The organism is Haloarcula quadrata, from assembly GCF_003634715.1.
Classification (GTDB): domain Archaea; phylum Halobacteriota; class Halobacteria; order Halobacteriales; family Haloarculaceae; genus Haloarcula; species Haloarcula marismortui.
The window spans coordinates 85,486-112,006 of record NZ_RBWW01000002.1; the positions used below are offsets into that span (position 1 = coordinate 85,486).

Consider the following 26,521-nt stretch of genomic DNA (forward strand, 5'->3'; position numbering starts at 1 on the left):
TGTCGCTCCGTTACTGCAACCCCGCTGTCTACCTACTCATAATTATCCGGTCCCGTTCCTCAAAAAACGCACCACCTGGCCACCCTCCTAACAGCGGAAGCGGTGGGGTGGGGGTGTAGTGGGGCAGCTGCCCATTTCTCATCTAACAGCGGAAGCAGTGGGGTCGTCCACTTATATAGCCAACCGAACAGCGGAAGCAGCGGAACCAAAGGTTAAGTCATTTCATGTTACAATTATAGACAAATGAGCGACATTACTTTCTCGCCGACATCCACAATATTTGAACAACGCGAGGCACTGCTTGAAGAGTGGACACCTGAGGAGCTTGTCGGACGTGACGAGGAGCTCCAGAAGTATCACGCTGCGCTCCAGCCAGTCATCAACAACGAAACCCCGTCAAACATCTTTCTGTACGGAAAAAGCGGAGTCGGGAAGACCGCTGCCACTCGATACCTTCTCTCCGCTCTGGAACGTGATGCAGCAGATGTCGACGGACTAGACCTCAGTACGGTCGAAGTCAACTGCGATGGACTCAATTCGAGCTATCAGGCCGCGGTCGCAATCGTCAACACGCTTCGTGATCCAGCGAATCAAATCTCAAACACCGGGTATCCACAGGCTTCAGTGTATCAATTCCTCTTCGATGCACTCGACGATCTGGGCGGAACGGTGCTTATCATTCTCGACGAAGTCGATCACATTGAGGACGATTCGCTGCTGTACAAACTCCCCCGCGCCAGATCGAACGGTGACATCTCCGAAGCGAAATTGGGTGTCATCGGTATCTCAAATGACCTCGACTTCCGCAACCAGTTGTCCTCAAAAGTCCGGTCGAGTCTCTGTGAAAAGGAAGTGTCGTTCTCGGCATACAATGCCAATGAGCTACAGCTAGTTCTGAAACAGCGCGAGGCCGTCGCGTTTCAGGATGATGTCCTTGACGACGGCGTTATAGAAATGTGTGCTGCGTACGGTGCGAAAGACTCCGGAGACGCCCGTCAGGCTCTGGATCTCCTACTTGAGGCCGGCGACCTTGCTCGAAAGTATGACGACGAGCTCGTAACTGAACACCACGTACGTGAAGCCCGGCAACGGCTTCAAACTGACCAAGTCGTCGAAGGGATCCGCAACTACTCTGACCACGGGCAACTCGTTCTCTATGCACTCACTGGGCTCGCCGAGGAAGATGACACCCCGGCACGGACACGGGATATCATGGGTGCATATCAGGAGTTAGCACGTGAGGAGGGTCTGGACCCGGTTTCAGAGCGGTCGGTCCGTGACTATCTCGGTGGACTCACACAACTCGGAATTGTGTCTTCGACGGAGTATAACCGGGGGAAAGGCGGCGGCAAGTACAAGAAGTTCGAGTTAGAGCAATCCATCAGTTCAATCAAAACGGGCCTCTCAGAACTCCTGAAAAAAAGCCCGTGACCCCACTGCTTCCGCTGTTAGCCACCCCACCGGTTCCGCTGTTAGACAGAGAGCAGAACTATACTACCCACAGTGACGTAACTCTGGACGGGTACCAGCCTACCGAAAGCCGCCGAATACAGGACTTACCCGATACCGATGGCGTGCTCTGACTTTCACTGGCGCTGGCCAGTACCGTGCCGACGTGTTTTATCGAACCGGGCTGTATGATGCGTATGCGCGAACTCGTCTTCGCCCTTGACTACGAACCGGGCTGTAACAGGGTTGCAGACGCCCTCGCCGAGCATCCCGATGCCCGCGTCCGCTCGCTGTCGCTGCACGCCACTGCTGACCGTCTCTGGCGGGTTGACCACGCGACTGGAACGCCAGCCGCACTCACCGCCATCGAGGACGCCTTCCTCACCAGCGACTACTACGCTGACTGTCTTGCCACCGAGGACTGCGGTGCCACACAGACCACTCGCGTCCTTGACCGAGCCGATGACATGCTCGTCCTCTACTCTGACTGGGAGCGCACCCCTGCCTGTGCCTCGGTTCCCCACATCGCTCAGGACCACCTGGGCGACGGGGTGCTGTTCGAGACGCGCCACGAGGGGCGTCACTACACGTGGCGACTCATTCACTCCGGCGACGGTGACGTGGCCGCGTTCTTCGACGAGCTCGCGGCGGCCGTCGGGGAACGTGCTCAGATGGAGATACTCCGTACTGCCGACACGACGGCGTCGGTGCGAGAAGCCAACGGGACACAGAGCGCTCTATCGCCGGAACAAGAGGCCGCACTCCAGGCCGCCGTCGAGCACGGCTACTACGAGTCACCCCGGGAAGTCGACGGCGGCGAGTTAGCCGAGCACCTCGATGTCCCGCGGTCGACGCTGACCTACCGACTGCGTCGGGCCGAGGAACAGTTGGCAAAACAGTACGTCGCAGGCAGGCGACTGACCGAAGAGCCGCCGGTATCACGCTGACGCTCGGTTTGGAATATTCCAATAAAGCCTTATCGAACTCACGCACCAATCATGAAGTAATGACAGAGAATCCGGATGCGGAGGAGGGGGCGGGTGGCGACGGTCAGCGACAGGAGCGGACTGTCCGCCTCACAGTCCCCGAGATGGATTGTCCCTCCTGCGCCCAGAAGGTAGATAAGAGCCTCCAGCGCGTTGACGGCGTTGTCGACGCCACCCTCCAGCCGACCACGGGAACGGCCGCTGTCACGTACGACCCTGAGCGCACCAGCGGGACAGACGTGGTCAAGGCGATTGAGGCCGCTGGCTACGAGGTCAGCGGCGGCCCGGACTCCGACGCCGATGAGCAAGCGGAGACGGGTGGCGGTGCCGATATCGCGCCGCCGTCGGAGGTCTGGACGAGTCCCCGCGCGAAGAAGACGTGGCTCGGCGCAGCGCTGGTCACGTTCGGTCTCCTGTTCAAATTTCTCCTGACGGCACAGAACGTCGCGGTAGCAAGCGCTCTCGGGTATCCGTTGTCCGTTGCCGACGCCCTGTTTCTGGGAGCCGTCGCCGTCAGCGGTGTCCCCGTCGTCCGCAGTGGCTACTACTCTGCGAAGAATCTAAGTCTCGATATCGACCTGCTGATGGGCACGGCTATCATCGCCGCGACCGGCATCGGTTATTTCGTTGAGGCTGCGACGCTGGCCGTCCTGTTCAGCATTGCAGAACTGCTCGAAGACTACGCGATGGACAGGGCACGAGACTCTCTGCGTGAACTGATGGAACTGTCACCTGACGAGGCCACCGTTGTGCGCGATGGCGAGGAAGTGACGGTGCCCGCCGACGAGGTAGAGGTGGGTGAGACTGTGGCCGTCCGCCCCGGTGACAAGATCCCGCTTGACGGCACGGTCGTCGAGGGCGAGAGCGCGGTCGACCAGTCACCGATCACCGGCGAAAGTGTTCCCGTCGACAAGGTCGCCGGTGACGAGGTCTACGCCGGCGCAATCAACGAAGAGGGATACCTCGAAGTGACGGTCACGTCGACGGCGGGCGACTCGACGCTCTCGCGCATTATCGAGATGGTGCAGGGCGCACAGGCGAAAAATACCGACACTGAGCAGTTTGTCGACCGGTTCTCGGGCTACTACACGCCAGCCGTCGTTGTGCTGGCGATTCTGACCGCCGCCATCCCGCCACTGGTCATCGCCGACCCAGTGTCAGTGGCTGTAGCGGGGTATGGAGTCACGTTCGTCGGCGACTGGCAGACGTGGTTCATCCGTGGGCTCACGCTGCTGGTGATTGCCTGCCCCTGTGCGTTCGTTATTTCGACGCCCGTCTCGGTGGTCTCGGGCATCACCAGCGCCGCAAAGAACGGCGTTCTCATCAAAGGCGGCAACTATCTCGAGGCGATGGGCGAGGTCGACGCTGTCGCCGTCGACAAGACGGGGACGCTCACGAAAGGCGAACTCGCTGTCACCGATGTTGTCCCTGCCGGCGACACCGACGCGGCGACGCTCCTCAGTCACGCCGCCGGACTGGAACGTCACAGCGAGCATCCGATCGCCACGGCGATTCTCACCCGTGCCACCGAGGACGGTGTAGAGGACCTGCCTGCAGTGACTGGCTTCGAGACTCTCACCGGAAAGGGTATCCGCGGAGAGATTGACGGCGAGATATATTACGCGGGCAAGCCTGCGCTCTTCGAGGAGGTGGGCTTCGACCTCTCACGTACTCGCCGCGAGGCAGACGGTGTCCTCAGGAGCGGAGCGACCGGGGACTCCTCAGATCATCGGTCTGACGGTGGCGTCGTGTCGGAAGAGACACCTGTGTCCGGTGGCGGGGCATTCGCCGGGAATACACTCGCCGCACTGGAGCGGGAGGGCAAGACAGTCATTATCGTCGGAACGGACTCGGAACTGCTGGGTGCCATCGCTATCGCCGACGAGGTACGGCCCGCCTCAAAACAGGCTGTCGAGCGCTTACAGGCGCTCGGTATCGAGCGTGTCGTGATGCTGACTGGCGACAACGAAGGCACCGCCCGCGCCATCGCCGACACGGTCGGTGTCGACGAGTATCGCGCCGAACTCCTGCCAGACGAGAAGGTCGACGCGGTCGAGGAGTTGCAGGCGGAGTACGGTACGGTGGCGATGGTCGGCGACGGGATCAACGACGCACCAGCACTCGCCACCGCAGAGGTCGGCATTGCAATGGGTGCTGCCGGCACCGACACCGCGCTGGAAACTGCGGATATCGCACTGATGGGCGATGACATCGGGAAGCTCCCTTACCTGTACGAGCTGTCACACACCGCCACCGACGTGATCCGACAGAATATCTGGGTGAGCCTCGGCGTGAAGCTCCTGCTCGCACTGGGCGTCCCACTGGGACTGGTAAGCGTCGCGCTCGCGGTCGTGGTCGGCGACATGGGGATGAGCCTCGGCGTCACCGGAAACGCGATGCGGCTATCGCGAATCAAGCCTGACCGGTTTTTCGACGCCTGACGTTTCGCCACCTCACCACTCACGTCCATAGCTATTCTGAGACCGTCGCGACACCAGAGTTGTGTGACCGCAGTCGGTACAGGCTTTTAGACGCGCTCTCTTGAGAGCGACGTAGCTCCGCTAGCGTAGCGAATCACAGGACGACGACAACGATGCCAGCGGCGGCGACGACCCCAAGAGCGGCCGTCACCCGCCGGCCCAGTTCGACCGTCCCCAGTAGCCACGCGAGGCCGGCCTTTGTGAGCGTATTCGCAATAGCACCGATGACGATACCGGTAGTTGCGACTCTGGCAGAGATCTCACCGTCCGCTTCGAGTGCGCTCAGCGTAAGCGTGATCGCATCGACGTCAGCAAGCCCCGAAAGAAACGCAGTCACGTAGATACCCGAATCGCCGAACCAGGTATTTGCGGACTGGGACACCAGGAGCACGATTGCGAAGACAGCGCCGAAAAACAGTGCCGGTCGGAGACGAAACGGGTTCGTGAGATCGGTCTCGACCGCCGACTCTGTGGTCGATTGCCAGTAGACGATGCCGGCGATACACACGCCAACACCAGTCATCACTCCGAGCGGCACAGCGACTTGAGGGAGGAGTGCCCGGTTCACGACAGCGACCTCGAGGAGTGCGCGCGGAAACATGACAATCGATGCGACAACAACCGAAAACGAGCCGATCCTGTAGAGGTCGGGAGTTTCACTGATTCGCTCGGCCACCGAGACCGTCGTCGCGGTTGAAGAGACGAATCCGCCAAGGATTCCCGTGAGGGCAATTCCTCGCTTGGCTCCGACAGCCCGACTCAGGATGTAGGCAACGAAGCTCAGCCCGGTGACAAAGCCGACCATCACCCAGATAAACCGTGGATTGAGACCATACAGCACATCGAGTTCACGATCAGGCAGAATTGGCAGCACGACCAACACGACGAGGATGAATTTGAGGGACGCACGGCGTTCACGTTCGTCAATTTTGTCGACGAACCTGTGGATCGTCGGCTTCGCAGACAGGAGGATAGTGACAAGCCCGCCGAGAATGATCGCGAAGACCGTCCCGCGTTCGGAGGACACTGCTAACGCGCCCAGAAGGACAGTGAGCAATGCAGCAGTCACCGTCGTGAGTCCGATATCTCCTTCGGTCAGAACTTTCCCGGCATACGCGACGGTCAGGAGGATTGCAATAGCGAGGACTGTGACAGGGAAGAGGGCAGGAAAGAACGCCTGAACGGTTGCGCCGGCGAGGGCAAACAGCGGAAACGTCCGGCTGCCGGCGAACATTCCCCCAGATTCCGCCTGTTCCCGTTCCAGTCCGATGAGAGCGCCAATACCGAATGCAACGAGGAGACGAAGGAGAAGCGAGTCGATGATCTCGACCATTCTCTAGAGTTCAGTCCTCCAAGTTGTCAAACTTCGGGTGTGAGGCCCGGAATCAATTGTCTACTGTGGGTGCTATGCATCCGTTCTAGGCTCAGTCGATCACATCGACAGCCGCGTAACCCCGTTTGATTACGGTGAACTAAACCGAACTAGCTGTGGAGCATCTTCGAACCGCTGGTGAGCATGATTTTCGGGATGGACCGTCGCTGTCGGCGGCGGACTGCCGCCGACGCGACAGTGTCACCACTGACGACCGCCGTCCGGCCCGATGGACAGCTACCGGAAGAACCGGCCGTCAAGTGGTTGATTCGCTGGAACAGACCTGCGGACACCAAGTGCTGTCCAAGCTGCGCGAAGCGTCATTTCGCAAAACTCCGTGAACGACCACTGCAAGAGGCGGCGCCCCCCACGGCGGGGCGCCGCCACGTACCTCCAGTGGAGATATCGCCAGCTGTTCTGAAGCAGTAGGCTCACTACAAACATTACCAACCGTAGTCCAGCATCCTGAGAACTAGTGAAAGCGAGGCTCTGCTTGGCTAATCGGTAGCTTGATTCGATGCCGAAGCGCTTGCTGTAGTGATCTCGTGCATCTCGTGGCGTGTCGATAAAGGGCGCGTCAGCGGCGTAGCCGTGACGCGCCACCCCGTGTTCGTCGTACCGTCCCTGCTGGTACACGCAGTCGATGAACACAGGGAACTCCACCTCGCCAGCGAGATCGTGTTCGATCTCGCGGCTCCAGCCTTTGCTGAGTTTGTTTTGAATCGTCTCACCCCACTTGACGATCGGCATCACATAGGCGTAATTGTGCGCGTACAGCAGCTTGAGACAGGTGCTGTTGTAGAAACCTCGATCAAGGTAGACGGCCTTGACGCCGAGGTCAAGGCCGTCAAGGAGTTCAAGAAACTCACCGAGGACATCGCTGGTGGTTTCGCCAGCAACGAGCTGGCGAACCGCCAGCGTGTATCGCTTGTTGCGTACGCGCACGTAGAGCGTTGCATAGGCGTGAAACGTCGTTGTTCCACGCTTGGCCTGTGAGGAGTACAGAGCCTCGGTTTCGTCCTCATCACCGTAGTAGGGATCGAGGTGGAGGTCTGCGCAGACCTCCACCGGTCGATCTGGAAGTGTCTCAAGCGTATCTCGTTGAAGCAGCGTGTCTCCAACCGATTCAACCGAATCCAGTTCAAACTGATCGCTGAGATGTCCACGGACGGTATTAGCGTGTGGTGAGTCGTCAGTCGTTTCGCAGACGTGATTGATCGAGGTCCCGCCGGCGCTGGCGCCGGCGAGGACCTCATAGAGCGTCTCTGCCGTGACCTTGACATTCTCGCCGAGATCTAATGAAAGTTCCTCGTCAAGACTATTGACGACAAAATTAAGCAGGTGCTCTTCTTCTATCTCGCTGTCTGCTTGGGTGGCTTCCACACTCTTCCCAAGTAGACGCTTCCTCTAACCCGATGTGATCGACTGAGGCTAAGGCTGAGTTAGCAGGAAAACCACCAGATGTTACCGGGATGAGAAACCGGTGGAAAGGGCTCAATTGAATCCACAGACGGCGCCGGGATAGGTCGTTAGAATCACGGGTATGAAGCGGGAGAGTAATGTTATGCACAACACCCTCTTCCGCTTCGTGAAGCAAGTGGCTTCACTCGCTCAAAAGCTTACTGACGCTGCGCTGATGGAACTGAGTGATCCAGCCGGCAACGGGTTTGCCGGCTGGAAGCACGCAGTCTTGCTCTATCTGCGCGAACACATGAGCGCGGAGTACGAGGAAATCATCGACTGGGCCGAAGAGATGGAACGTGTTCGAGCGGTATTGAATCTTCAACGCGGAGAGTTTCCCGCGCCTTCGACGCTGTGTAAGGCGTTCAAACGGGCATCGATGACTGTCTGGCGACAGCTGCTCCGCCGGTCGGCGGAGCTGCTGGACCAGAATGGTCACGCCGCAATTGATGCCACCTACTTCGACCGTCAGCAAGCATCGTCTCACTACTTGCGACGGATTGATCGTTCCGTCAAAACGATCCAGACGACGTTTCTCGTAGATACAGCTGAGGGAGCAATTCTTGACTTACACTGCAGCACGAAGTGGCCTGACGAAACCAAGATCGGCCCGAAGGTCGCCCTGCGGAACGCGGGCGACCTTCGAAGCTTGGCCGCTGACAAAGGCTATGATGACATGAGCTTCCGTGAGGAGCTTCGAAACGCCGGGATTCGTCCGCTGATAAAGCACCGTGTTTTCGCTCCTTACGATCACGCACACAACGCCCGAATAGACGACGAGCTCTATGGTCAGCGATCACAGACCGAGTCCGTCAACTCCTCAATCAAGCGCTCGCACGGCTCCGCCGTCCGAGCGCGTGACTGGTTCCGCCAGTTCCGGGAGATAACGCTCATAGCCGGCGTTTACAACGTGGAGCAGGCAACTGAACGCTGAAACGCCGAAATTCGCCGGATTCAATTGAGCCGTGGAAAGTGAATGAAACTACCACCGGATGAGGTAATCGAAGAGCGGTTGGTGAATACTTTTCCAAACAGCCGGCTGCGCGAGCTGGCTCGCGCAACCGGACTGGTGCAGCGCGACGGCGGGAAGTTGGAAGCTGACGCTCTGTTCTGGGCGCTTGCGCTCGGATTTCTCTCAGCCGGGCACAGAACAATCGAAGCGTTCCGCCAAACCTACATCGATACCTTTGGTGGCACGATCAGGTACTCATCCTTCTACGAGTGGTTCACGCCTGAACTGTGTACATTCCTTCGAGAGGTCCTCAAGGAGGCCCTTGAGGACCTCGATCACGAGAGCGACCGTCTCCAAGGACGGTTTGAGGAGTTCCGTGAAGTCTTCATCGTGGATATGACAGTCATTACGCTGTTCCAGGAGCTGTTTGATGAGTTCCCTGGCTTTGGTGACGACCACGCTGGAGCGAAGCTCCACGTGGTCGAATCAACCAGTACAGGCCTCCCTACCGAGTTTTCTATCACAGACGCTCGCACGCACGAGTCAACGCAGTTGTCGACTGGACCATGGCTGGAGAACGCACTGCTGCTGTACGATCAGGCGTACTTCGAGTACCGGACGATGGACTTGATCGACACTAACGGCGGCTGGTTCCTGACGCGGTTGAAGCCAAACGCACAACCGAAGATCGTCGACGAACTCAGGGAATGGCGTGGCAACGCCATTTCTCTGGAGGGAGAAAAAGTTCAGGATATTCTGGACGATCTGCATCGTGACGTGATTGATGCCAAGAGCGAGGTCGAGTTCAAGCGACGCGTCTACAACGGCACGCGCAGCCGTGCCGTTGAGACGTTTCGCGTCGTTGGTGTCTGGAACGAGGACCAACAGCAGTACCACCTCTACATCACGAATCTTCCAGCTGACGACTACGCTGCCTCAGATATCGCAAAGCTCTACCAAGCTAGATGGGAAGTAGAGCTTCTCTTCCGTGAACTCAAGACTACATACGCCCTTGACAAGATGGATACAACCAAACCAGAGGTCGTTGAAGCGCTCATTCTGATCAGCCTCATTTCACTCGTTGTGAGCCGGACACTTCGAGAACTGTTCATCGAGATTCTCGAAGACAACTGCAGTGACGACGACATTGAGCCGTCGTCACTGCTGCCACGAGAGCGCTGGGCAAAGGCTGTGAGCCGCCGGAATGATCGGATACTCCGCCGAGTCGCTCGGCGACTCGGCTATGAGACGCCAAGTCTCGTCAAATCGCTGATGAACGACGGATTGAACCCGAACGCTCACCGTACCTTATTGCTTGAGGAGGTACAGTACAACTCGTTTGACGCCAAGCTCGCGTAATCCAGCGAGAACGCTGGATTCGCGTCGCTGGTTAGCTGCGCTACTCGGTCCAGATGGGCAATTCAGTGCTTCTTCCTCCTGAGAGAAGTTCAGGCTGTCACACACGAGCAGATCGAATCTTCAGCGCCAGTTATTCACCGTAGATGTATCACCAGCTCTGGCACAATCTCTGTCAGCCGAATCAAGTTAGACTAGAACGGATGGGGTGCTATGGGGCCATGCTCGGTTCGAGTTATTTGGAGAGCAGCAAACTGGACGAGCCATTTCAGATGACCGTCTCCCCGTGCTGTCACTCTCTGTCCTGTTCCTCGGGCGAATTGCCGTCTGTTCTTCTGGGACCCGGTGAATCTGAAAATTATGACCTGATGTCGACAAGATAGAACAGCAGAAAGCCGGCGGCGGCGGCACCCACGGGGATTTCGTACGGGCGCTCGTGGAACGTCAGAATCGCTGCGGCCACGATGAGCGCGCCAGCGACCACCGCGTAGCCGAGCTTCTGTGCACCCGTTCCGCGTCCCTCAACCGGGTCTGTACGGACGACCAGTTCGCCCCGCTCAAGCCGGGACAACGTTCTATCGACCCGAGAGGGGACCCGTGCCAGTGCAGGAAGCGACCGGCGAATATCTGCCCGCGTTTCCTCGATGAGTGCATTGAGTTCGTTCTCGATGAGCCCCTGTTCGACGAGGAATGAGCGCACAGCGGCGAGAAAGTCAAACTCCGGATCGAGCTGCCGACAGACACCCTCACCGACGGTCCCGACCCGGATGAGTAACATTACGTCCGGCGGAATCCGGAACGGGAACGCACGGAGATTTGTCGTCAATTCCGTAATTATCATCCGCCAAGTGACTTCCGAGCGGCCTTCGAGGTTCTCGATGACGAGCGCAAGCACCCGGCCGACCTCAGCACGGTTGACGTGTGGCTCAAGGACATCGAGCGCGACAAGCGCATCTACCAGATCATCCACGTCACGACGGACGAGTGCCCGATAGAGCGCGACAATGTCCTCCTGAACCGTGGGTGGAAGGCGTTCGTTCATGCCGAAATCGAAGAGCAACAGACGGCCGTCGTCTGTGACGGCGAGGTTACCCGGATGGGGATCAGCGTGGAACACGCCGTCGACGAGTCCCATCTGCAGATACACATTGATGATCCGTGTCGCCATCTCGTGTGGCGTCATATCGATACCGTCGAAGGCGTTGCCGTCAGTTACTTTCTGCCCGGTCAGATACTCCATCGCTAGCACTCGTTCCGAGCACAGGTCTTCATAGACGGCAGGGATCACGACTCGCTCATCGCCGTCGAAATTCTCCCTGATGTCAGCCATGACCGTCGCTTCGCGGTCGAAGTCCAGTTCGTCCAGAATTATGTCCTCAAAATCGTCAGCCGCATTTTCGATCGAATACTGCTGGCGCTCGGTAGCGAAGGGGCGAATCAACGGAACCAGTCCCCGGACGACCCGAAGGTCACGCGTAATCATGGGCTTCAGTTCAGGACGTCGCATCTTCAGTGCGATTCGCTCACCTCGGTAGGTCGCCGTATAGACGTACGCGAGCGACCCGCCGGCGACCGGTTCGAGTGTCGACTGATCGAGTTCGTCGCCAAGCTCTTGTGCAATGACGTGCTTTGGATCTCCCCCCGCGCCCTCGGGGACCTCGTCTTGGAGGGTTCCGAATACGTCGGCATAGACCGGCGGGACGATATCGGGGCGTGTCGAGAGTACCTGCCCGACTTTGATGAACGCTGGTCCGAGTTCGAGCATCGTATCCCGGATCTGCTCGGCTCGCTGTCGATGGGCCTCGTCCGGGACCTGCCTTCGTGAGCCAAACAGGATGAACCGCCGTCGATCGCGGAGAAATGCCAGCGCGAATGGGAAAAACCGGACGAGAACGACCAAGTACCGGCGAAACAACCCGCTCATTCTATCGGAGTGAATAGCGGTCGAGGAGCGTCAATTGACAGTACATACATTGGTTTCGATCAAGTGGCATATATAAATGGAGGAAAACTGGATCCCCTCGGATATTTAGTCTCTTAGGATTGCAGGCACTGTCTAGTTGGGCGAGTTTGAGAAACGAGGAGGTCGTAGCGAGAAGTGTCCATGCAACTCGCAGACCTCCTCAGAGAAACGTTAGATGAGGACAGCCAAGACGTTTGGGAGAATGAGCGCACCCCGACACCCGTCCGGCGGTTTGGGGTGCGTCTCCATACTGCGGTGAACTCGAATCGACCGTTGATGCGTTCTCACTCGCCGACGACATCGACCTCGTCGCGGCGGAACTCCCATTCCGCGTCGACCGCCTCGATTCGCCGGACTATCGAACATGGATCGCCGTCGATGGATTCACCGATGGGACTCCGCTCGCCGATATCGACGGTGAGTTTGCCGGGTATATCGCGGCCGAAATCGACGAAGCGCCGCGTGTCTTTGACCGCCCCGACCGACTGTTCATCTGTGACATCTACGTTGACGAACCGTATCGTGGAACGGGATTGGCAGAGGACCTGTTTGACCGTCTCAGACACTGGGCACACGACGCCGGGTGTGAAGAGTTCAGTCTCGATCCGCATGTCGACAACAACCGAGCCAACGCCTTCTACGAGAAGCTCGGGTTCGAACAGACGAAGTGTCATATGGTAGCCAGCGTAGAAGCCCGGATGAACCACGAGTAGTGGCAGTACGTCGGACACAAGCGCACAGAGAACTGCTCCAAACATCGCTATCCCGGGAAGAGGCGCAGGCTCTGACACAGCGTCAGTCGCTTCGCCTCAGGCCAGACCGTTGATGACGTCCGCAACGCGGTGATAGTCGAACAGGCGCTCCGCTTCGGGTATGGGATCTTCGAGCCCGTTCCACGCGCCGAACTGGTCGGGGTACAGTTGCTTTGCGGCGGCTTCGGTCTGGAAGAGATTGATGATCGGGCCCTGGTACTCGGTGCCGCCGCGGTAGAGTCGGCCCTCGTCGACGGCGGTCAGTTGGCTCCCGACCGGGTCGTCACGCATCTGCTCGACTCCGGACTCGAAGTCTTCGGCGCTCGTGTGTGAGAAGCCATAGAGGAATACGAGTGCGTCCGGGTCAGCCGACAGCAACTGTTCGTAGTCCCACTCGGCGAACGCGCCGTCGATGTCGTCCGCGAAGGCGTCGTCGATGCGAACGTCACGGTACTGTTTCTTGCCGTTGCCCGCTCCGAGCGGATAGGCGTAAAACGTCCCGGACTCGAAATCGGAGTTGACCGAAAGGAAGCCGACTGAGGGGCGGTCGTCCTCCGGCGGGAGGCCCGCCTGCAGGTCGGCGAGCAGCCCATCGTGGACCTCGCGCAGGACCTCGTATCGATCGTGTTCCTGAAACACCTCGGCCACGGTCTCGAAGGCCTCGTACAACGAGTACGGCCGGTAATTGTGCCACTCATACCCGCGACGACGGATGTGGTTGCCCACGAAGGGGCCGACCTCGGTTCGGACGTCCTCGACATCGGATTCGCTCCAGTTGTCGTCGATCCAGGTCAGCATGTTTGGATCCATCAGGTGGACATCGCAATCCATCTCGTAGAACACCTCGCGGTCGATACCATCGCTCGCACTGATTTTCTGGACGTCCTCAAGGGAGACGCCGACACCAGGGAGCCGGTCGTAGAAGTCGGTTGGCCAGTCACCGACGTAGAACAGCCCGGCGAGGCCGTCGAGGTGGCCGAGGGCAATCCCCATATCCCCGTACGTGCTGTAGTAGGTCATCCAGCGGTCGGGGACGGACTCGAAGGTGACCTCCCCGACCGGTTCCATCGACACTGAGTAAGAACTGCTCGCGGTCGCCGCGTCCTCGGCCGTGGTCCGCTGCTCATCGGTGAGTGTCGCCGTGTCCTCGTTCTCTGCTGGCGTGTCTCCAGTCGCGGACGCCGCCTCTTCGGCCCCGGACTGGCAACCAGCTACCCCCAGCGTCCCAACAGTACCGACGCTCGTTCGCAGGATGCGACGCCGCGTCACTAATGTCGCTTCGCTATCATCCATAGAATTTTAGGCGTGCCTAAATATAATAAGCGTTGTGCTTCGGACACGCCGGAATCACGGCAACTGGCGGAGCACGCTGTGATGCTGCACAGCAGCGCAGACTGATTTCAGCCAGAGAGAGATTCCAATAGGACTTTGTGTTTTTAGGCTAGCCTAAAAATATGCGACGACGAACCTATATCGCAAGTGGAACAGTAATGGCAAGCGGCCTGCTGGCGGGCTGTAGTAGTGGGAGCAGTGAGAGTGAGTCAACGCCCGAATCGGCCGACTCTTACACTGTCTCGATGGAACCGATGGGGCCCGTGACCTTTGACGGGCCTCCGGAAGACTGGGTGGCACTGCTCCCGAGCTACGCCGACATGGGGATGGCCCTCGACGCAGGCCAGACGCTCGGAATACAGTTGCCATACCGGTATGCCACCGAGTTTTACGAAGAACTCCCCGGTGTCGAGTACGACCCCGATGCGGTGACGACCCTCTATCAGGATGGCGTCGATAAAGAGTTGTTCTACGAGATAGATGCCGACATCCACTTCATGGAACCAAACCAGCTACGCAACTGGTACGACTGGGACGACCGAGACATTCGGGAAGTCAAAGAGAACATCGGTCCCTTCTTCGGGAACTTCATCCGGCGGCGTAGCGACGACTGGCACGACTACCCGTACTACTCGCTGTACGGGGCCTTCGAGAAGATTGCACAGGTCTTGGACCGCGAGCAGCGCTACCAGCAGTTCGCGTCGTTCCACGAGGAGTTCCTGACCAACCTCCAGGAGCGACTGCCCGAAACGACTCCAGAGGCGGCACTGCTCTACCCCGCAGACAAGACACCGGAGACGTTCTACCCCTACCAGCTCTATGACGGTGGTGTCGGAAAGAAACACTGGCGTGATCTACGGCTCCGGGACGCTTTCGAGGGGACCGACGTAGGACACTATTCGGGCAACACGAGTCTCAAGGTGGATTTCGAGACGCTGCTGGATATTGATCCGGATGTTCTGCTGGTCCGTGGACAGGTTGAAAAGGATCAGGCAACCTTCGAGGAGACCATCGTCGACTCGCTGCGGAACAACCCTGTCGCCAGCGAACTGACCGCTGTCCAGAACGACGCAGTCTACCGTGGTGGATATCTTGATCAGGGGCCGATCATCAACCTCTTCCAGACCGAAGCCGCGGCCCAGCGGATCTACTCCGACGAGTTTTCCGAGGAGACAGTGTTCGACCGGCAGCGGGTGGCAGATATCATCACCGGCTCTACCTGACTGACTGCGGTGACGGCCAGACATGAAACCAGTGTCATCGATGGCGAGCGCTATCACGCTACTGCCACGGTTCTGGACACACCACTGTTTCCAGTAAAATACCACCAGATAGCGACCAGATTTCACAGGAAATGTGGAGTGGTGGACAGATGAACAGTCATAATCGGAAATTAGTCTGTGCGTGTCCGAACTACCTGGCGAACACAGGTGTCGGCGAGATGACTCGCGAGTGTGTCGCAACGAACTCAGGGCCCCCGTTCCAGAGAGCGGTATTGTGCGTTAGCTACAAAACAAATAAACGCCGCGAGCGCATACTAAACGGTGATGACCGACGAGCTAGCAGAGATCCGACAGAAGAAGCTCGAAGAGCTCCGAAACGGAGAGCGAGGGACCGCTGCTGAGAACGAGAACAGCGAGTCGGCAGCCGAACCAGTCCACGTCCACGGCGCAGGCGACCTACAGGACACCGTTGATGATGGGGTCGTCCTCGTGGACTTCTACGCCGACTGGTGTGGCCCGTGCAAGCAACTCGAACCCGTCGTCGAGCGCATCGCCGCTGGCACCGCCGCGACCGTAGCGAAAGTCGACATCGACGCAAACCAGCAGTTGGCAGCCAAATACGGCGTCCGTAGCGTACCGACGCTGTTGCTGTTCGTTGATGGGGAGCCGGTCGAGCGCTTAGTGGGGATGCAACAGGAACCGCAACTCCGGTCGCTCATCGAGAGCTACACCTGATTCTCTCGGCTGTGTCATCCCAGTTTGCTACCGCACTGGAGTCACATCTGGTGTATTGGTGGATTCACGTCTCAATCGCCAGCGGAAGATCGCTAACCGGCTTAGACTTTAGCCAGTATGGCTTCTGAGCGCTGGTAGCGACCCAGTGTTTCAACAGAGCTACTATTGTTTATATTGTACAATCAAAGATTTATTGTTCTTGGAGGACTAACCGTGTTGTATGGAGCGTAACGTCGGTTCGACAGACAAGACTGCCAGAATCCTCATCGGTGCCATCGCGGGGCTGGTATCGCTCGGTATCCTCGCCAGCACCGTTCCGCTGCCAGCAATACTTGCACCTGTGCTCGGGCTCGCCGCGGTGCTGTTGCTCGTCACTGGCTTCACCGGATTCTGCGGGCTGTACGGACTCCTGGGTGTCGACACCTGCTCTGTCGACACCCGGTGAACAATCGGGGCGGGGCCTGATCGGCTCACGCCAAGCAGCGACTGATTCTTCGAATCGAGGTTCCCGGTCAGCCTATTCTCAGACAGGTGGCCAGGCATCTGGCAATGACGAAAAATACGATTTCACTGGTTCTGGACCGCACGACCGAGCGACCGGACGATGGCGAGCACGTATCGGATGCCGGTAAGAAACTCGCCGCTTCGGATCCCATCCCAGACATCGTGCAGATCGACTGGCCCGCTGGAGTTCGCGTCGCCGAGTGCGCCGAGGACAGTCTGTAGCGCGCCTCGTGTGTCATCACTGGCGGCTGTCTCGGCGAGTTCGCCGAGCGAGGCGCCAGTCCCGGCGAGGGAGGTGACCATCTCGTCGTCCATCGCAGCGGTCCCGAGTTCGGCTACTTCGACCAGTTCGTTGACCGTATCGAGATTGCGGACGAACGTGGCGAAGGCCTCGGGGTTCTCCTCGATGGCGGTGGTCAGTTCCTCGCTCAGATCGTCAGCCGATGATTGTTGTTCACTCATTGTTTGTCACCTCAGAGTAGCCCCCGCGCTGTGAGCCAGTAGGATTCGTTGTACGCAAGCTTCGACCAGTGCATGGCCCGACTCGGTTCACTCGGCTCAGGCGGGCGTTCGTAGTCGAACTCGACGAACGTGGCGTCATCCATCCCAGTCTCGATGAAGCAGACGGTCTTGCCGCCGTAGACAGCTGTCGCTGGCTGGCCGCGGACCTCACTCGCGAGTCGCTGAGCGACGACGTGGGCCTGATAGTGCGCCGCGCTCCCGGCCTTTGGGACCCCGGTCTGGGCGGCATCGCCGATGGCGTACACGTCGTCGAAGCCGGTCGCTTCGAGCGTGTGCTTGTCGACATCTACCCACCCTCCATCGCCGAGGCCGGCCGACTCGACGAAGTCGCTGCCGGTGTGTGGCGGGATGGCGACGAGGAGGTTGTAGTCCAGCTCCGTCCCTTCCATCGACGTAATCGTCTCCGCATCGGGGTCGACAGCCTCGGCGTTGAACATCGTCTCAATGGCGATATCGCGCTCCCGGAGTCGCGGGTCGGCCCACTCCGCGATATGTTCGTTTCCGTGGACCCGCATGATGGGGTAGGTGTAGGTGATGTCGAACGCGTCCCGACGGCCGCGTTCTCGGAGCCAGTCGTCGACCATGAACGTGAACTCAAGCGGCGCGGCCGGACACATATGTGGCGTCCCGACAACGCTCAGGACGATGTGGCCGCCGTTCATTTCCAAGAGTTCATCACGGAGAGCTTGGGAACCGTCTTCGCCGTAGAAGTGGTGCCCGCCCTCGGCGAGGCCCGGAACCCGCTCTGGTTCGAGCTGTGCCCCTGTCGCGACGACAAGTTTGTCGTACGGCGCAGGGTCGATAGCGTCGACAAGTTCGAGTTCCTTGCGCTCGTGGTCAACATCAACGACGTAGTCCTGCCGGATGGTGACGCGGTTATCGACGACCTCTCGAAGGGGCCGGCGGCCGTCCGCAGGTTCGCGCTGTCCGAAAGCGACGTAGAGCCAGACCGGCTTGTAGACGTGGTCCCCACTGTCGTTGAATAGCGTGATCTCGACCTCGCCGGCGGCTAGCTCCGCATCGAGTTTCTCCACGAGGGTGTTCGCCAGTACGGTACCACCGGTGCCGCCACCGACGATTGCGATATGTTCGGTCATAGTTTCTTCACGTGAATCCTGTAGTGGTCGCCTTCATCGGCGATGTCAAGGACTTCGTTGCCGGACTCGTCGGCCCACTCCTGGACCTCCGACGGCGACTCCTCAGCGTCGCTCAACAGGGCGATAACGGAGCCGGTGCCGACGGCCCGAACCTCCGAGATGAGGTCCATCAGCGGACCCGGACAGGTCGCGCCCCGAGCGTCGACAGTCGTGTCAGCCTCAGTGTGACTTTGATTGGTGGTCATGCTTTCTCATCTGTACATAGGCAAGCTATGAATTTAATAATGTATGGGTGTTCCAAGACTGTGAGAAAGCAGTTTATCTATACGCAAACACCCTCGGTGACCACACACCAGTTTAAGTAAAGTTCGGGGCGAACGTGCCGCCCTTCAGAGCGGGGAGGATGGCAAGAATCCGGTGGGGCCGACGAACGGCTGGCCGATGAAGGCATCGTCGTCCGTTCGCTACCCGAGCCATCGGCGGTGCGGGCGTCGACACACGCAGTCAATACTGAGTCAGAAGTCGACCGGCTTGCGACGGCACTGACGGCGGAATTCTGACGTACCGAGTCAGTCGAGTCGACCCGGTCGCCGCTGATGGGTGGCGACCAGTCCGAGGAAGTTCTCGAACACCGTCGTCGCCTCCCGGGCGGCTGCGACCGACTCATCAGTGATCGTTGCCGTTACTGCCTCCCGCCGTTCGTCGGTGAGGTCCTTGTTGCCGATGACCCACTCGGCTGTCTCGCGGTCGTACTCGGGGTGGAACTGCACGCCGTAGCGTGTGCCGAGCCGAAACGCCTGTATGCCGTACTGGTTTCGCGCCAGTTCTACCGCACCCGCAGGCAGTTCGGCGACGCGGTCAGAGTGTGTCTGGAACGCGGTGAACGACGGCGACATATCGGCAAACAGCGGATCCTCGTCTCGCCGGTGAACTGTTCGGTATCCGAGTTCGTGTTCGCCCATGTCGACCACGCGCCCACCGAGAGACTGCGCAAGGAACTGGTGGCCCCAGCAAATCCCCAGGGTTGGTACGTCCGCCCGGTGGACGTCCCGGACCCACGACGTGAGGTCGTGAATCCAGCCGTGGTCGTCGTACACCGATGTCTGTGACCCACTGATAACCACGCCGTCGTACCGCCAGTCGCCGCCCGCGGGCACCGGTGGGAGATGACCATCGCTGACTTTGTACACCGTCGTCTCGGCGTCAAGCGACCGGGTCAGATTTCGTTCTGCGGGTGTCTCACCGACTGATGCATCGACGATTGCGATTGTCTGGTTCATGTTTGGGGGGCCGGGAAAAGCCGCTCAGTGGCTCTCGTCGCTCAGACGAGCAGTTGGATGTCGGACTCGGCCATATGCTGGAGCGCAGTGGCCGCCCCGACGCCGACAGTAACGTCGTCGTAGAAGTCGTCCTCGTCGTAGTCCATCAGTTCGATGGTCATCTGACAGGCCTGCAGTTCGACGCCCTGGTCCAGCGACAACTCGATGAGTTCGTCGATCGTCGCCGTCCCGTTGTCGTCGATACGCTTTTCCATCATCCGCGTTGCCATGCGGTCCATGCCAGGCAGCGCCGCGAGCGCGTTCGGCATCGGCATGTTCGGGTTGCCGACGGCCGACAACTGGAGGTTCTCGGACTTCTCCTCGTGGAGGATATCCAGACCCCAGAACGTGTGGAACACGACCACGTCCCAGCCGAACGCGGCCGCGGTGCTGGCGAGAATGAGCGGCGGATATGCCATGTCAAACGACCCTTGGGTCGCGACGATAGTCATCTTCTTTTGCTCGTCGTCGGCTTCCAAGTCAGCGACGGTCTCTTCGAGCTCTTCGATCCGAGCCTGCAGCTCCGCCTCGGTCATCGAATCGCCGTCGCCCGCCGATGGTGTGTCCGTGCTCATTTTAGTCCGTCTTCTCGACGTAGTGTTTGTACACGTCGCCTTCGTCGACCTGTTCGAGTAGTGCCACGCCGTTCGTTCCCTCGGCCCAGCCCTCGATGTCACTCATACTGCCACTGTCGGTCGCGATGACCTCCAGTACTGACCCCTCGGCGAGGTCGTCTATCGCCTGTTTCGTCTTGACGACCGGCATTGGGCACGATGCACCTTTCACGTCGAGCGTCTCTGCGATGTCGAATGCTTCACTCATTGTTGGAAAGACTCCAGCTACTGTATTGGAGCTACTACACAATATCGGGTGGATGGTTAAAAGAATATCGATTATTGTGCTATTCTAGCAACACCAACTTTGGACAATGAGCTCCCAAATAGCTTCCAGGGAGCCTCTTACACCATAACTGTACTTTATCGGTGTTCTCTAACGGAATGATATTGTATATATTGGGAATTTCTATACAAACTCTTTTATGCCTCAACCCTGTAGCAATGAGTGTACTACATGAACGCTGAAGACTTCCCGACGCCGGACGCAGACGTCGAATCGGTCACGCCCGAAACGCTGAAATCGCGTATCGACGACGGAGAGTCGGTCACGATCCTCGACGCGCGTATGTCCGGGGACTACGAGGAATGGCACATCGACGGGGAAAACGTCGAATCCATCAACGTCCCGTACTTCCACTTTCTGGAAGACGAGCTAGATGCAGACATCATCGCGGATGTTCCGGACGACCGCGAGGTTACGGTTCTCTGTGCGAAAGGCGGGGCCAGCGAGTACGTCGCGGGCACACTCGCAGACCGCGGCTACGACGTTCACCACCTCGAAGACGGCATGAACGGGTGGGCGCGCATCTACGAGACCGTCGAAGTCACTGACTACGTCGGAGCCGGCACACTCCTACAGTACCAGCGGCTGTCCTCCGGCTGTCTCGGCTATCTGGTCTACGACGACGGCGAAGCCGCTATCATCGACCCGTTGCGCGCCTTTGCCGACCGATACTTCGACGATGCTGACGAGCTGGGCGTCGACCTGAAATACGCGCTTGACACGCACATCCACGCGGACCACATTTCGGGGGTCCGCGGCCTCGATGCGGCGGGCGTCGAGGGCGTCATCCCCGCAGCCGCCGTGGACCGCGGGGTCACCTACGCCGCGGAGCAGAGCTCCGCGAGCCCTGTCTCGCAAGCTCGGCAGGACGCCGACGGCCTGACGACTGCCGAGGACGGCGACACCTTCGAGGTTGGCGACGTCACCATCGAGACCGTCGCGACACCCGGCCACACGACCGGGATGACCTCGTATCTCGTCGACGACAGCCTGCTCGCCACCGGTGACGGGCTTTTCATCGAGAGTGTCGCCCGACCGGACCTCGAAGAGGGCGACGAGGGCGCACCCGACGCAGCTCGGATGCTCTATGAGTCATTGCAGGAGCGCGTGCTGACACTGCCCGATGATACGCTCATCGGTGGCGCGCACTTCAGCGACGCGGCCGAACCGGCGAACGACGGCACCTACACCGCACCGATCGGCCAGCTTGTCGAGGAGATGGACGCTCTCACTATGGACGAGGACGACTTCGTCGAGACGATTCTGGCCGATATGCCACCGCGACCGGCGAACTACGAGAACATCATCGCGACGAACCTCGGCCAGAACACCGTCGACGACGAGGAGGCGTTCACGCTGGAACTCGGACCGAACAACTGCGCGGCGAGCCAGGAATCGCTCGCGGGTGACTAACCGTCGATGGTAGCTGACCCTGTCCCGCTGCAACTGGCCGCCGAGCTGTTCCCCAACGGTATCAGCCGGTACGCCATCGGCGGCCTCTTCGTCGGTCTCGGCGCGGCGGTAATCTACGTGGGCACCGGCATTAGCGCCGGCGCGAGCACGTTCCTCGAATCGACGCTGTCGTACGTCTCCGGCCAGTCGCGGTTCCAGCAGTACGTCGCCTCTCGGGACTGGCGGCTCGTGTTCACGCTCGGCATCATCCTCGGCGCGGCCGTGTACGCGGTCGTCTATCAGGGTGGCGCGTGGACAACGGATGTCTCCTGGTGGCGGCTGTTGCTTGGTGGCATCTTCGTCGGTATCGGAACCCGCGTCGGGAAGGGCTGTACCTCGGGCCACGGCGTCTGTGGCGTGGGATCGGCCTCGAAAACGTCACTGGCGGGCGTCCTCGCCTTCCTGCTGGTCGCGATACTGACTGCACAGGTCGTCGCCGCACTGGGGGTGACGCCGTAATGGCGACGTCGACGGACCGACACCCGTTGTTCATCCCGCTCGTGCTGGTCGGCGGGCTCATCTTCGGCTTCGGCCTCGGCTACAGCCACATGGCCCGTCCCGAGGTGGTGCTGAACTTCCTCCAGTTCGAGGACTTCGGCCTGCTGTTCGTGATGTTCGGCGGCGCGGCCGTGACAGGGATCGTGTTCTTTGTCATGCCGCGCGTGCTGGACCGGGCACCGCTGACCGGCGACCCATTCGAACGTCGGCTGAAGTCCTTCGACCGGAACGTGCTGATCGGCGGCGCGATATTCGGCGTCGGTTGGGGGCTCTCCGGGATCTGTCCGGGTGCCGCCTATGCCAGCCTCGGCATCGGAAACGTGACTATTCTGTGGGCGCTCGCGGGGATGTTCCTCGGTGCGTACCTCCAGGGGTGGTGGCGAAGCCGCGCAACCGACGGCGTCGACCCGTCCCCCACGGGAGCGGACTGAACGTACCCCGATTTTCACAATGGAACTCCAGCTTCTCGCGCTCTTCTTGACCGCCGGTCTCGCGAGCCTGTTCATGTCGTGGGTTATCGGTGCTGGCTCTAGCGGCGCGACGCCGTTCGCGCCCGCTGTCGGTGCCAACGCCATTTCGACGATGCGGGCGGCGTTCATCGTCGGCATCTTCGGGCTCGCGGGCGCGGTGACACAGGGGGCGAACGTCTCGGAAGCGGTCGGCCGCGGCCTCATCGGCGGCGTCACCCTTCCCGCCACTGGGGTCATCGTCGCGCTGCTGGCCGGCGCTGGGCTCATGGCCGTCGGTATCTACACCGGTTACCCCATCGCGACGGCGTTTACTGTGACCGGCGCAATCATCGGTGTCGGGCTGGCCCTCGGTGGCACCCCCGTCTGGGGGAAGTACCAGCAAATCGGTGCCGTCTGGGTCCTGACACCGGTCGTCGGCGGCGGTTTCGCCTACGCCATCGCGAGCGTGCTGCCGCGGTCTGATGCCCCCGAAAAGGCCACCATTCCGACGCTCGCGGCGCTGGTCGGCGTCGTGCTGGCCAACGTCGAGTTCGCGTTTCTCGGGTCCGGCGGCGGCCCCGGTTCGCTGACGAGCCTCGGCCAGCGACTGCTCGGCATCGACGGCGTCGTGGCGACAGTCGTTCTCTCCGGCACTGTCGCCGCCGTGGTGTGGGCCGCGGTGTACCGAGACATCCGCCACGACGAGGCGGGCGGACTCAGACACGTCCTGCTAGCGCTCGGTTCTCTGGTCGCCTTTTCAGCCGGTGGGAGTCAGGTCGGGCTGGCGGTCGGTCCGTTGCTCCCATTGCTGGACGAGGTTGGGGCGCTCTCGCCAGCGGTCGTCCTGCTGGGGGGTGGCCTCGGAATTCTGGTCGGGTCGTGGACCGGCGCGCCACGGATGATAAAATCGCTCGCACAGGACTATTCTTCGCTGGGCCCGCGGCGCTCTATCGCCGCGCTCGTCCCCTCGTTCCTCATCGCGCAACTCGCCGTCTTCCTCGGTGTGCCGGTGTCGTTCAACGAGATTATCGTCAGTGCGATCATCGGAAGCGGTGCCGCAGTCGGCGGCAGCGAGGCGGTTGACCCACAGAAAATTGTGGTCACGGTTGGCGCGTGGGCCGGGTCGTTCACGCTTGCGCTGGCCGTTGGCTTCGGGTTAATGACCGCGATGGGCGCGCTCTGACCCCCGTTTCAGGCGGTTCGTGGCGGCGGGACGAGGTAGACGTTCCCGGTCGCCTGCGCGACAATATCCTCGGAGACGCTGCCGAGCAACAGCCGGCGCATCCGGCTCTGGCCACGAGAGCCGACGAGCGTTGTCGTTGGCGTCACGGCCGCTTCGACATCGAGAATCTCCTCAGCGGGGTCGCCACGGCGGACCTCGACGTTCGTTTCGATGTCCCACTGTGACAGTGTGTCGGCGAGCGACGCAAGCTGTTCAGCTGGGTCCGCCTCGCTCGTCGCATCTTTCGGTGATTCCACGTGGACAAGCGTCGCTTCCTGGGTCGCGTGGCGGAGATACTGAAACGCGTCGAAGGCACGCGTTGCGTTCTCAGAGAAGTCAGTCGCGTAGAGCACCCGCTGGAACAGGTGCTCCCTGAGCACGTCCGGTTCGTCTGTACTGCGTTCGATGCGGTTGACCAGCAACGGCACCACCGTGGTTCGCGCGAGGTTCCGAGCAGTGGAACCAATGACGCGGTTATTGAGTGGACTCTGCCCCCGGGACCCGATTATTGTCACGTCGGCTTTCTCTGCCTCCGCGATACCGTTGATGCGGCGGTGGGGAGTCCCACGCACGACGTGGGTCTCAGTGTCGAACCCGGCGTCCTCCATCACATTCTGGTACCGCGTAAGTCCCTGTTTGCGCCGCTTGCTGAAGTTCATTCCCGGCATCCCTGCGTGGACGTTCGATGGGATGACGGTGACGAGGTGGACCGTATCGACACCGATGCGTCCGAGGCACTCGAGACAGGTCTCGTTCTGTATCGCCGCTTCACTCGCCGCCGAGAGGTCTGTCGCATAGATGGCTCTCATACTCGACGGTACGCGACCAACTGTTAATATTGTTTTGTTTGTACAAGACAGTCAGATTTGGATTGGTCTGTAGAGCTGCTGTCTCACCTGACGGTAGGTCAATCTAGGTAGCCACGCCGTACTGAGAGCCGATTACATAAACGCGACAGAACAGCGCGCGCAACATTATTACAGGCAAGAAGCAGGGTTTTGAACAGTGACCATATGTGGCCGATATTTGTATAACGTATGCAGATATCTCCGTGGGATAGCGGTGTGATACCCGTCGATAATATTGTTTGACAGTCCCAAAACTGTTATCAGTACCCTCCGATTAGGGGTGATTGAGTAGAAAAGTATGATACGTTCACGACAGCACAATATCAGAGGTGAATCCCCATGGTAGACCTCGCGGCCTTCACATCGATGGGCGCAGACGGCATCGACGCGGCAATGCTCATCGGCGCGGTGCTGCTGGAGGCGGCCATCCTCTACGTCGGGTACGGGGCAGTAGAAGAGGCATTCGGACAGCGTGTCGTTGAGCGGTTACGAGGGGAGTGACGAATGGAGATACTGGGACTCAGCCTGGCGATGGTGGTGTTGTTTGTCGGGTTCGGCCTGCTCATCGGCGTCCTGTTTGGCTTCTTCGGGATGGGTGGGTCGTTCCTGGTCACCCCGGCACTGCTGGTGATGGGGTATCCCACCCGTGTTGCCGTCGGGAGCGGGCTCGCATTCGTGTTTGGCACATCGGTTATCGCTACACTGAAGCACCGAGATATGGGGCAGGTCGACTACAAACTGGGGGTGCTGATGATCGCCGGAACGACCGCCGGCATCGAAGCCGGGAAAGAGATAGTCCTCCATCTGGAAACGCTCGGGCTGGCTGGCAGTATCATCAGCGTCACGTACGTCGTCCTTCTGGGCGGTATCGGCGCGTTCGTCACCTACGAGGCACTTCGAGGTGGCGATGGCGGCGAGGGGATCGACCACGATGCCGCGGAGGGCGACGTCGACGCCGACGACATCCCGGACATCGCAAAGAAGATTCAATCGTACCGCATCCCGCCGATGATATCGCTTCGCGGCGGCGTCAGCGTCTCCCTCTGGATGATACTTGGCGTCGCGTTCGTTACCGGCCTGCTTTCGGGCTTCCTCGGTGTCGGCGGCGGATTCATCCGTATGCCCGCGCTGTTCTATCTCATCGGAGTTCCCGTCCCCATCGCTGTCGGGACCGACCTCTTCGAGATCGTCTTCTCAGGCGGGCTCGGGAGCTTCCTGTACGCGCTGGACGGTGGTGTCGACCTCTCCATTGTGCTCCCGCTGCTGGCAGGGAGCGCCTTCGGGGCCCGTGTGGGTTCCGCTGCGACGAGCATCGTCGACGAAGACGAAATCAAGGTGTACTTCGGGCTAATGCTGCTCGGCGGCGCCCTCGCTGTCGCGGTCCGTGAAATCGGCAACGTCTACGGTATCGACGCCCTGAACACGGTCAGTCTGGTGCTCATCCTCGGCTCCGCGTTGCTGGTCAGTGGTGCTGTCGTCTACAGCAGCATCACTGCGCTCCGGGAAGAGCGTCAGTCGTCATCGCCCGCGTGAGGGTGCGTCAGACCACTTTTTTCTCACGGTCTGACACGCACCCTCAATTGAGCCGGTACTTACTTCCGAGTATGTCCCTGCCTCACTGCACAGTTCGCAACTCGTTAAGTGGAAAC

Annotated in this window: 26 protein-coding genes and 2 pseudogenes; 17 read left to right on the forward strand and 11 right to left on the reverse strand. The window is 59.9% G+C overall.

Features of this window, described 5'->3' with window-relative positions; all coding sequences use genetic code 11:
- Positions 1-243: 243 nt before the first annotated feature.
- The 3 genes from BDK61_RS17620 (at position 244) to BDK61_RS17630 (ending at position 4,876) form a co-directional block, all read left to right on the forward strand.
- The gene (locus tag BDK61_RS17620; RefSeq protein WP_121303998.1) at positions 244-1,431 is read left to right on the forward strand and encodes an orc1/cdc6 family replication initiation protein; all 1,188 of its coding nucleotides are present in this window, start codon (positions 244-246) and stop codon (positions 1,429-1,431) included.
- A gap of 215 nt (positions 1,432-1,646) precedes the next feature.
- A complete protein-coding gene (locus BDK61_RS17625; RefSeq protein ID WP_121303999.1) occupies positions 1,647-2,396 on the forward strand; it encodes a helix-turn-helix domain-containing protein in 750 nt (249 codons plus the stop codon).
- A gap of 59 nt (positions 2,397-2,455) precedes the next feature.
- Entirely contained in the window at positions 2,456-4,876 is a 2,421-nt protein-coding gene (locus BDK61_RS17630; RefSeq protein WP_121304000.1) for a heavy metal translocating P-type ATPase, read from the forward strand.
- Between the two features lie 133 nt (positions 4,877-5,009).
- Here the strand turns inward: BDK61_RS17630 and BDK61_RS17635 are convergent, their stop codons facing one another.
- Both BDK61_RS17635 and BDK61_RS17645 read right to left on the reverse strand, forming a co-directional pair.
- Positions 5,010-6,248, reverse strand: a complete 1,239-nt coding sequence (locus BDK61_RS17635) for an MgtC/SapB family protein (protein WP_121304001.1) — start codon at positions 6,246-6,248, stop codon at positions 5,010-5,012.
- A gap of 276 nt (positions 6,249-6,524) precedes the next feature.
- Complete coding sequence (locus tag BDK61_RS17645; RefSeq protein ID WP_121302948.1) at positions 6,525-7,670, reverse strand: ISH3 family transposase; 1,146 nt, start codon at positions 7,668-7,670, stop codon at positions 6,525-6,527.
- Between the two features lie 160 nt (positions 7,671-7,830).
- Here BDK61_RS17645 and BDK61_RS17650 point away from each other — a divergent pair, with 160 nt between their 5' ends.
- Positions 7,831-8,682 (forward strand): IS5-like element ISHma10 family transposase, encoded by an 852-nt coding sequence (locus tag BDK61_RS17650; RefSeq protein WP_121304002.1) that lies wholly within the window; start codon positions 7,831-7,833, stop codon positions 8,680-8,682.
- Between the two features lie 42 nt (positions 8,683-8,724).
- Positions 8,725-10,059 (forward strand): IS4 family transposase, encoded by a 1,335-nt coding sequence (locus tag BDK61_RS17655; RefSeq protein ID WP_244209796.1) that lies wholly within the window; start codon positions 8,725-8,727, stop codon positions 10,057-10,059.
- Positions 10,060-10,414: 355 nt separating this feature from the next.
- Here BDK61_RS17655 and BDK61_RS17660 read toward each other — a convergent pair whose 3' ends face one another.
- A complete protein-coding gene (locus BDK61_RS17660; protein WP_121304003.1) occupies positions 10,415-11,980 on the reverse strand; it encodes an ABC1 kinase family protein in 1,566 nt (521 codons plus the stop codon).
- A 180-nt stretch (positions 11,981-12,160) separates the two neighbouring features.
- On the opposite strand from BDK61_RS17660, the pseudogene BDK61_RS17665 reads away from it, so the two are divergent.
- Positions 12,161-12,274, forward strand: a pseudogene (locus tag BDK61_RS17665) (IS6 family transposase); the annotation flags it as partial.
- Positions 12,275-12,387: 113 nt separating this feature from the next.
- Complete coding sequence (locus BDK61_RS17670) at positions 12,388-12,732, forward strand: GNAT family N-acetyltransferase (protein ID WP_338036083.1); 345 nt, start codon at positions 12,388-12,390, stop codon at positions 12,730-12,732.
- Positions 12,733-12,828: 96 nt separating this feature from the next.
- Here the strand turns inward: BDK61_RS17670 and BDK61_RS17675 are convergent, their stop codons facing one another.
- Positions 12,829-14,064, reverse strand: coding sequence for an ABC transporter substrate-binding protein (locus BDK61_RS17675; protein WP_121304005.1), 1,236 nt, complete (start codon positions 14,062-14,064; stop codon positions 12,829-12,831).
- A 197-nt stretch (positions 14,065-14,261) separates the two neighbouring features.
- On the opposite strand from BDK61_RS17675, the gene BDK61_RS17680 reads away from it, so the two are divergent.
- The 3 genes from BDK61_RS17680 to BDK61_RS17690 all read left to right on the forward strand — a co-directional run bounded on the left by BDK61_RS17680 (position 14,262) and on the right by BDK61_RS17690 (position 16,506).
- Positions 14,262-15,326: an ABC transporter substrate-binding protein gene (locus BDK61_RS17680; protein WP_121304006.1), complete on the forward strand. Its 1,065-nt coding sequence runs from the start codon at positions 14,262-14,264 to the stop codon at positions 15,324-15,326.
- Positions 15,327-15,650: 324 nt separating this feature from the next.
- Positions 15,651-16,061: a thioredoxin gene (gene trxA / locus BDK61_RS17685; RefSeq protein WP_004966613.1), complete on the forward strand. Its 411-nt coding sequence runs from the start codon at positions 15,651-15,653 to the stop codon at positions 16,059-16,061.
- A 220-nt stretch (positions 16,062-16,281) separates the two neighbouring features.
- Positions 16,282-16,506: a YgaP family membrane protein gene (locus BDK61_RS17690; RefSeq protein WP_004966614.1), complete on the forward strand. Its 225-nt coding sequence runs from the start codon at positions 16,282-16,284 to the stop codon at positions 16,504-16,506.
- Between the two features lie 122 nt (positions 16,507-16,628).
- Here BDK61_RS17690 and BDK61_RS17695 read toward each other — a convergent pair whose 3' ends face one another.
- Genes BDK61_RS17695 through BDK61_RS17705 form a run of 3 tightly spaced genes read right to left on the reverse strand, consistent with a single transcriptional unit; the run spans position 16,629 to position 18,429 of the window.
- Positions 16,629-17,027, reverse strand: coding sequence for a hypothetical protein (locus tag BDK61_RS17695; RefSeq protein ID WP_007188601.1), 399 nt, complete (start codon positions 17,025-17,027; stop codon positions 16,629-16,631).
- 11 nt (positions 17,028-17,038) lie between these two features.
- A complete protein-coding gene (locus BDK61_RS17700; protein WP_121304007.1) occupies positions 17,039-18,184 on the reverse strand; it encodes an NAD(P)/FAD-dependent oxidoreductase in 1,146 nt (381 codons plus the stop codon).
- Entirely contained in the window at positions 18,181-18,429 is a 249-nt protein-coding gene (locus tag BDK61_RS17705) for a sulfurtransferase TusA family protein (protein ID WP_121304008.1), read from the reverse strand. The genes BDK61_RS17700 and BDK61_RS17705 overlap by 4 nt, the downstream gene beginning before the upstream one ends.
- Positions 18,430-18,612: 183 nt before the next feature.
- On the opposite strand from BDK61_RS17705, the pseudogene BDK61_RS24375 reads away from it, so the two are divergent.
- A pseudogene (locus BDK61_RS24375) lies at positions 18,613-18,744 on the forward strand (aminotransferase class V-fold PLP-dependent enzyme); the annotation flags it as partial.
- A 9-nt stretch (positions 18,745-18,753) separates the two neighbouring features.
- Here BDK61_RS24375 and BDK61_RS17715 read toward each other — a convergent pair.
- From BDK61_RS17715 to BDK61_RS17725, 3 genes are read right to left on the reverse strand one after another with little or no spacing between them, the layout of a single operon-like run.
- A complete protein-coding gene (locus tag BDK61_RS17715; RefSeq protein WP_121304009.1) occupies positions 18,754-19,464 on the reverse strand; it encodes a type 1 glutamine amidotransferase in 711 nt (236 codons plus the stop codon).
- Positions 19,465-19,505: 41 nt separating this feature from the next.
- On the reverse strand, positions 19,506-20,078 hold the full coding sequence (locus tag BDK61_RS17720; protein ID WP_004966619.1) for a DsrE/DsrF/DrsH-like family protein: 573 nt from the start codon (positions 20,076-20,078) through the stop codon (positions 19,506-19,508).
- Position 20,079: 1 nt separating this feature from the next.
- On the reverse strand, positions 20,080-20,325 hold the full coding sequence (locus tag BDK61_RS17725) for a sulfurtransferase TusA family protein (RefSeq protein WP_004966620.1): 246 nt from the start codon (positions 20,323-20,325) through the stop codon (positions 20,080-20,082).
- Between the two features lie 249 nt (positions 20,326-20,574).
- Here BDK61_RS17725 and BDK61_RS17730 point away from each other — a divergent pair, with 249 nt between their 5' ends.
- Genes BDK61_RS17730 through BDK61_RS17745 form a run of 4 tightly spaced genes read left to right on the forward strand, consistent with a single transcriptional unit; the run spans position 20,575 to position 23,985 of the window.
- On the forward strand, positions 20,575-21,816 hold the full coding sequence (locus tag BDK61_RS17730; RefSeq protein ID WP_121304010.1) for an MBL fold metallo-hydrolase: 1,242 nt from the start codon (positions 20,575-20,577) through the stop codon (positions 21,814-21,816).
- Positions 21,817-21,822: 6 nt separating this feature from the next.
- Positions 21,823-22,314, forward strand: coding sequence for a YeeE/YedE family protein (locus BDK61_RS17735; RefSeq protein WP_004966622.1), 492 nt, complete (start codon positions 21,823-21,825; stop codon positions 22,312-22,314).
- A complete protein-coding gene (locus BDK61_RS17740; RefSeq protein ID WP_004966623.1) occupies positions 22,314-22,784 on the forward strand; it encodes a YeeE/YedE family protein in 471 nt (156 codons plus the stop codon). Before BDK61_RS17735 ends, BDK61_RS17740 begins: the two co-directional genes overlap by 1 nt.
- Before the next feature lie 19 nt (positions 22,785-22,803).
- A complete protein-coding gene (locus BDK61_RS17745) occupies positions 22,804-23,985 on the forward strand; it encodes an inorganic phosphate transporter (protein ID WP_121304011.1) in 1,182 nt (393 codons plus the stop codon).
- 8 nt (positions 23,986-23,993) lie between these two features.
- On the opposite strand, the gene BDK61_RS17750 is transcribed toward BDK61_RS17745, so the two are convergent.
- The gene (locus BDK61_RS17750) at positions 23,994-24,833 is read right to left on the reverse strand and encodes a universal stress protein (RefSeq protein ID WP_121304012.1); all 840 of its coding nucleotides are present in this window, start codon (positions 24,831-24,833) and stop codon (positions 23,994-23,996) included.
- 378 nt (positions 24,834-25,211) lie between these two features.
- On the opposite strand from BDK61_RS17750, the gene BDK61_RS23570 reads away from it, so the two are divergent.
- The gene (locus BDK61_RS23570) at positions 25,212-25,373 is read left to right on the forward strand and encodes a DUF7512 family protein (protein ID WP_004966626.1); all 162 of its coding nucleotides are present in this window, start codon (positions 25,212-25,214) and stop codon (positions 25,371-25,373) included.
- 3 nt (positions 25,374-25,376) lie between these two features.
- Positions 25,377-26,405 (forward strand): sulfite exporter TauE/SafE family protein, encoded by a 1,029-nt coding sequence (locus BDK61_RS17755; RefSeq protein WP_011224898.1) that lies wholly within the window; start codon positions 25,377-25,379, stop codon positions 26,403-26,405.
- The last annotated feature ends 116 nt before the right edge of the window (positions 26,406-26,521 follow it).

Excerpts from the sequence above, each read along its gene's own strand:
- BDK61_RS17620 (WP_121303998.1), top strand. The coding sequence starts at position 244 with ATGAGCGACATTACTTTCTCGCCGACATCCACAATATTTGAACAACGC.
- BDK61_RS17625 (WP_121303999.1), top strand. The coding sequence starts at position 1,647 with ATGCGCGAACTCGTCTTCGCCCTTGACTACGAACCGGGCTGTAACAGG.
- BDK61_RS17630 (WP_121304000.1), top strand. The coding sequence starts at position 2,456 with ATGACAGAGAATCCGGATGCGGAGGAGGGGGCGGGTGGCGACGGTCAG.
- BDK61_RS17635 (WP_121304001.1), bottom strand. The coding sequence starts at position 6,248 with ATGGTCGAGATCATCGACTCGCTTCTCCTTCGTCTCCTCGTTGCATTC.
- BDK61_RS17650 (WP_121304002.1), top strand. The coding sequence starts at position 7,831 with ATGAAGCGGGAGAGTAATGTTATGCACAACACCCTCTTCCGCTTCGTG.
- BDK61_RS17655 (WP_244209796.1), top strand. The coding sequence starts at position 8,725 with ATGAAACTACCACCGGATGAGGTAATCGAAGAGCGGTTGGTGAATACT.
- BDK61_RS17660 (WP_121304003.1), bottom strand. The coding sequence starts at position 11,980 with ATGAGCGGGTTGTTTCGCCGGTACTTGGTCGTTCTCGTCCGGTTTTTC.
- BDK61_RS17675 (WP_121304005.1), bottom strand. The coding sequence starts at position 14,064 with ATGGATGATAGCGAAGCGACATTAGTGACGCGGCGTCGCATCCTGCGA.
- BDK61_RS17680 (WP_121304006.1), top strand. The coding sequence starts at position 14,262 with ATGGCAAGCGGCCTGCTGGCGGGCTGTAGTAGTGGGAGCAGTGAGAGT.
- trxA (WP_004966613.1), top strand. The coding sequence starts at position 15,651 with ATGACCGACGAGCTAGCAGAGATCCGACAGAAGAAGCTCGAAGAGCTC.
- BDK61_RS17690 (WP_004966614.1), top strand. The coding sequence starts at position 16,282 with ATGGAGCGTAACGTCGGTTCGACAGACAAGACTGCCAGAATCCTCATC.
- BDK61_RS17695 (WP_007188601.1), bottom strand. The coding sequence starts at position 17,027 with ATGAGTGAACAACAATCATCGGCTGACGATCTGAGCGAGGAACTGACC.
- BDK61_RS17700 (WP_121304007.1), bottom strand. The coding sequence starts at position 18,184 with ATGACCGAACATATCGCAATCGTCGGTGGCGGCACCGGTGGTACCGTA.
- BDK61_RS17705 (WP_121304008.1), bottom strand. The coding sequence starts at position 18,429 with ATGACCACCAATCAAAGTCACACTGAGGCTGACACGACTGTCGACGCT.
- BDK61_RS17715 (WP_121304009.1), bottom strand. The coding sequence starts at position 19,464 with ATGAACCAGACAATCGCAATCGTCGATGCATCAGTCGGTGAGACACCC.
- BDK61_RS17720 (WP_004966619.1), bottom strand. The coding sequence starts at position 20,078 with ATGAGCACGGACACACCATCGGCGGGCGACGGCGATTCGATGACCGAG.
- BDK61_RS17725 (WP_004966620.1), bottom strand. The coding sequence starts at position 20,325 with ATGAGTGAAGCATTCGACATCGCAGAGACGCTCGACGTGAAAGGTGCA.
- BDK61_RS17730 (WP_121304010.1), top strand. The coding sequence starts at position 20,575 with ATGAACGCTGAAGACTTCCCGACGCCGGACGCAGACGTCGAATCGGTC.
- BDK61_RS17735 (WP_004966622.1), top strand. The coding sequence starts at position 21,823 with ATGGTAGCTGACCCTGTCCCGCTGCAACTGGCCGCCGAGCTGTTCCCC.
- BDK61_RS17740 (WP_004966623.1), top strand. The coding sequence starts at position 22,314 with ATGGCGACGTCGACGGACCGACACCCGTTGTTCATCCCGCTCGTGCTG.
- BDK61_RS17745 (WP_121304011.1), top strand. The coding sequence starts at position 22,804 with ATGGAACTCCAGCTTCTCGCGCTCTTCTTGACCGCCGGTCTCGCGAGC.
- BDK61_RS17750 (WP_121304012.1), bottom strand. The coding sequence starts at position 24,833 with ATGAGAGCCATCTATGCGACAGACCTCTCGGCGGCGAGTGAAGCGGCG.
- BDK61_RS23570 (WP_004966626.1), top strand. The coding sequence starts at position 25,212 with ATGGTAGACCTCGCGGCCTTCACATCGATGGGCGCAGACGGCATCGAC.
- BDK61_RS17755 (WP_011224898.1), top strand. The coding sequence starts at position 25,377 with ATGGAGATACTGGGACTCAGCCTGGCGATGGTGGTGTTGTTTGTCGGG.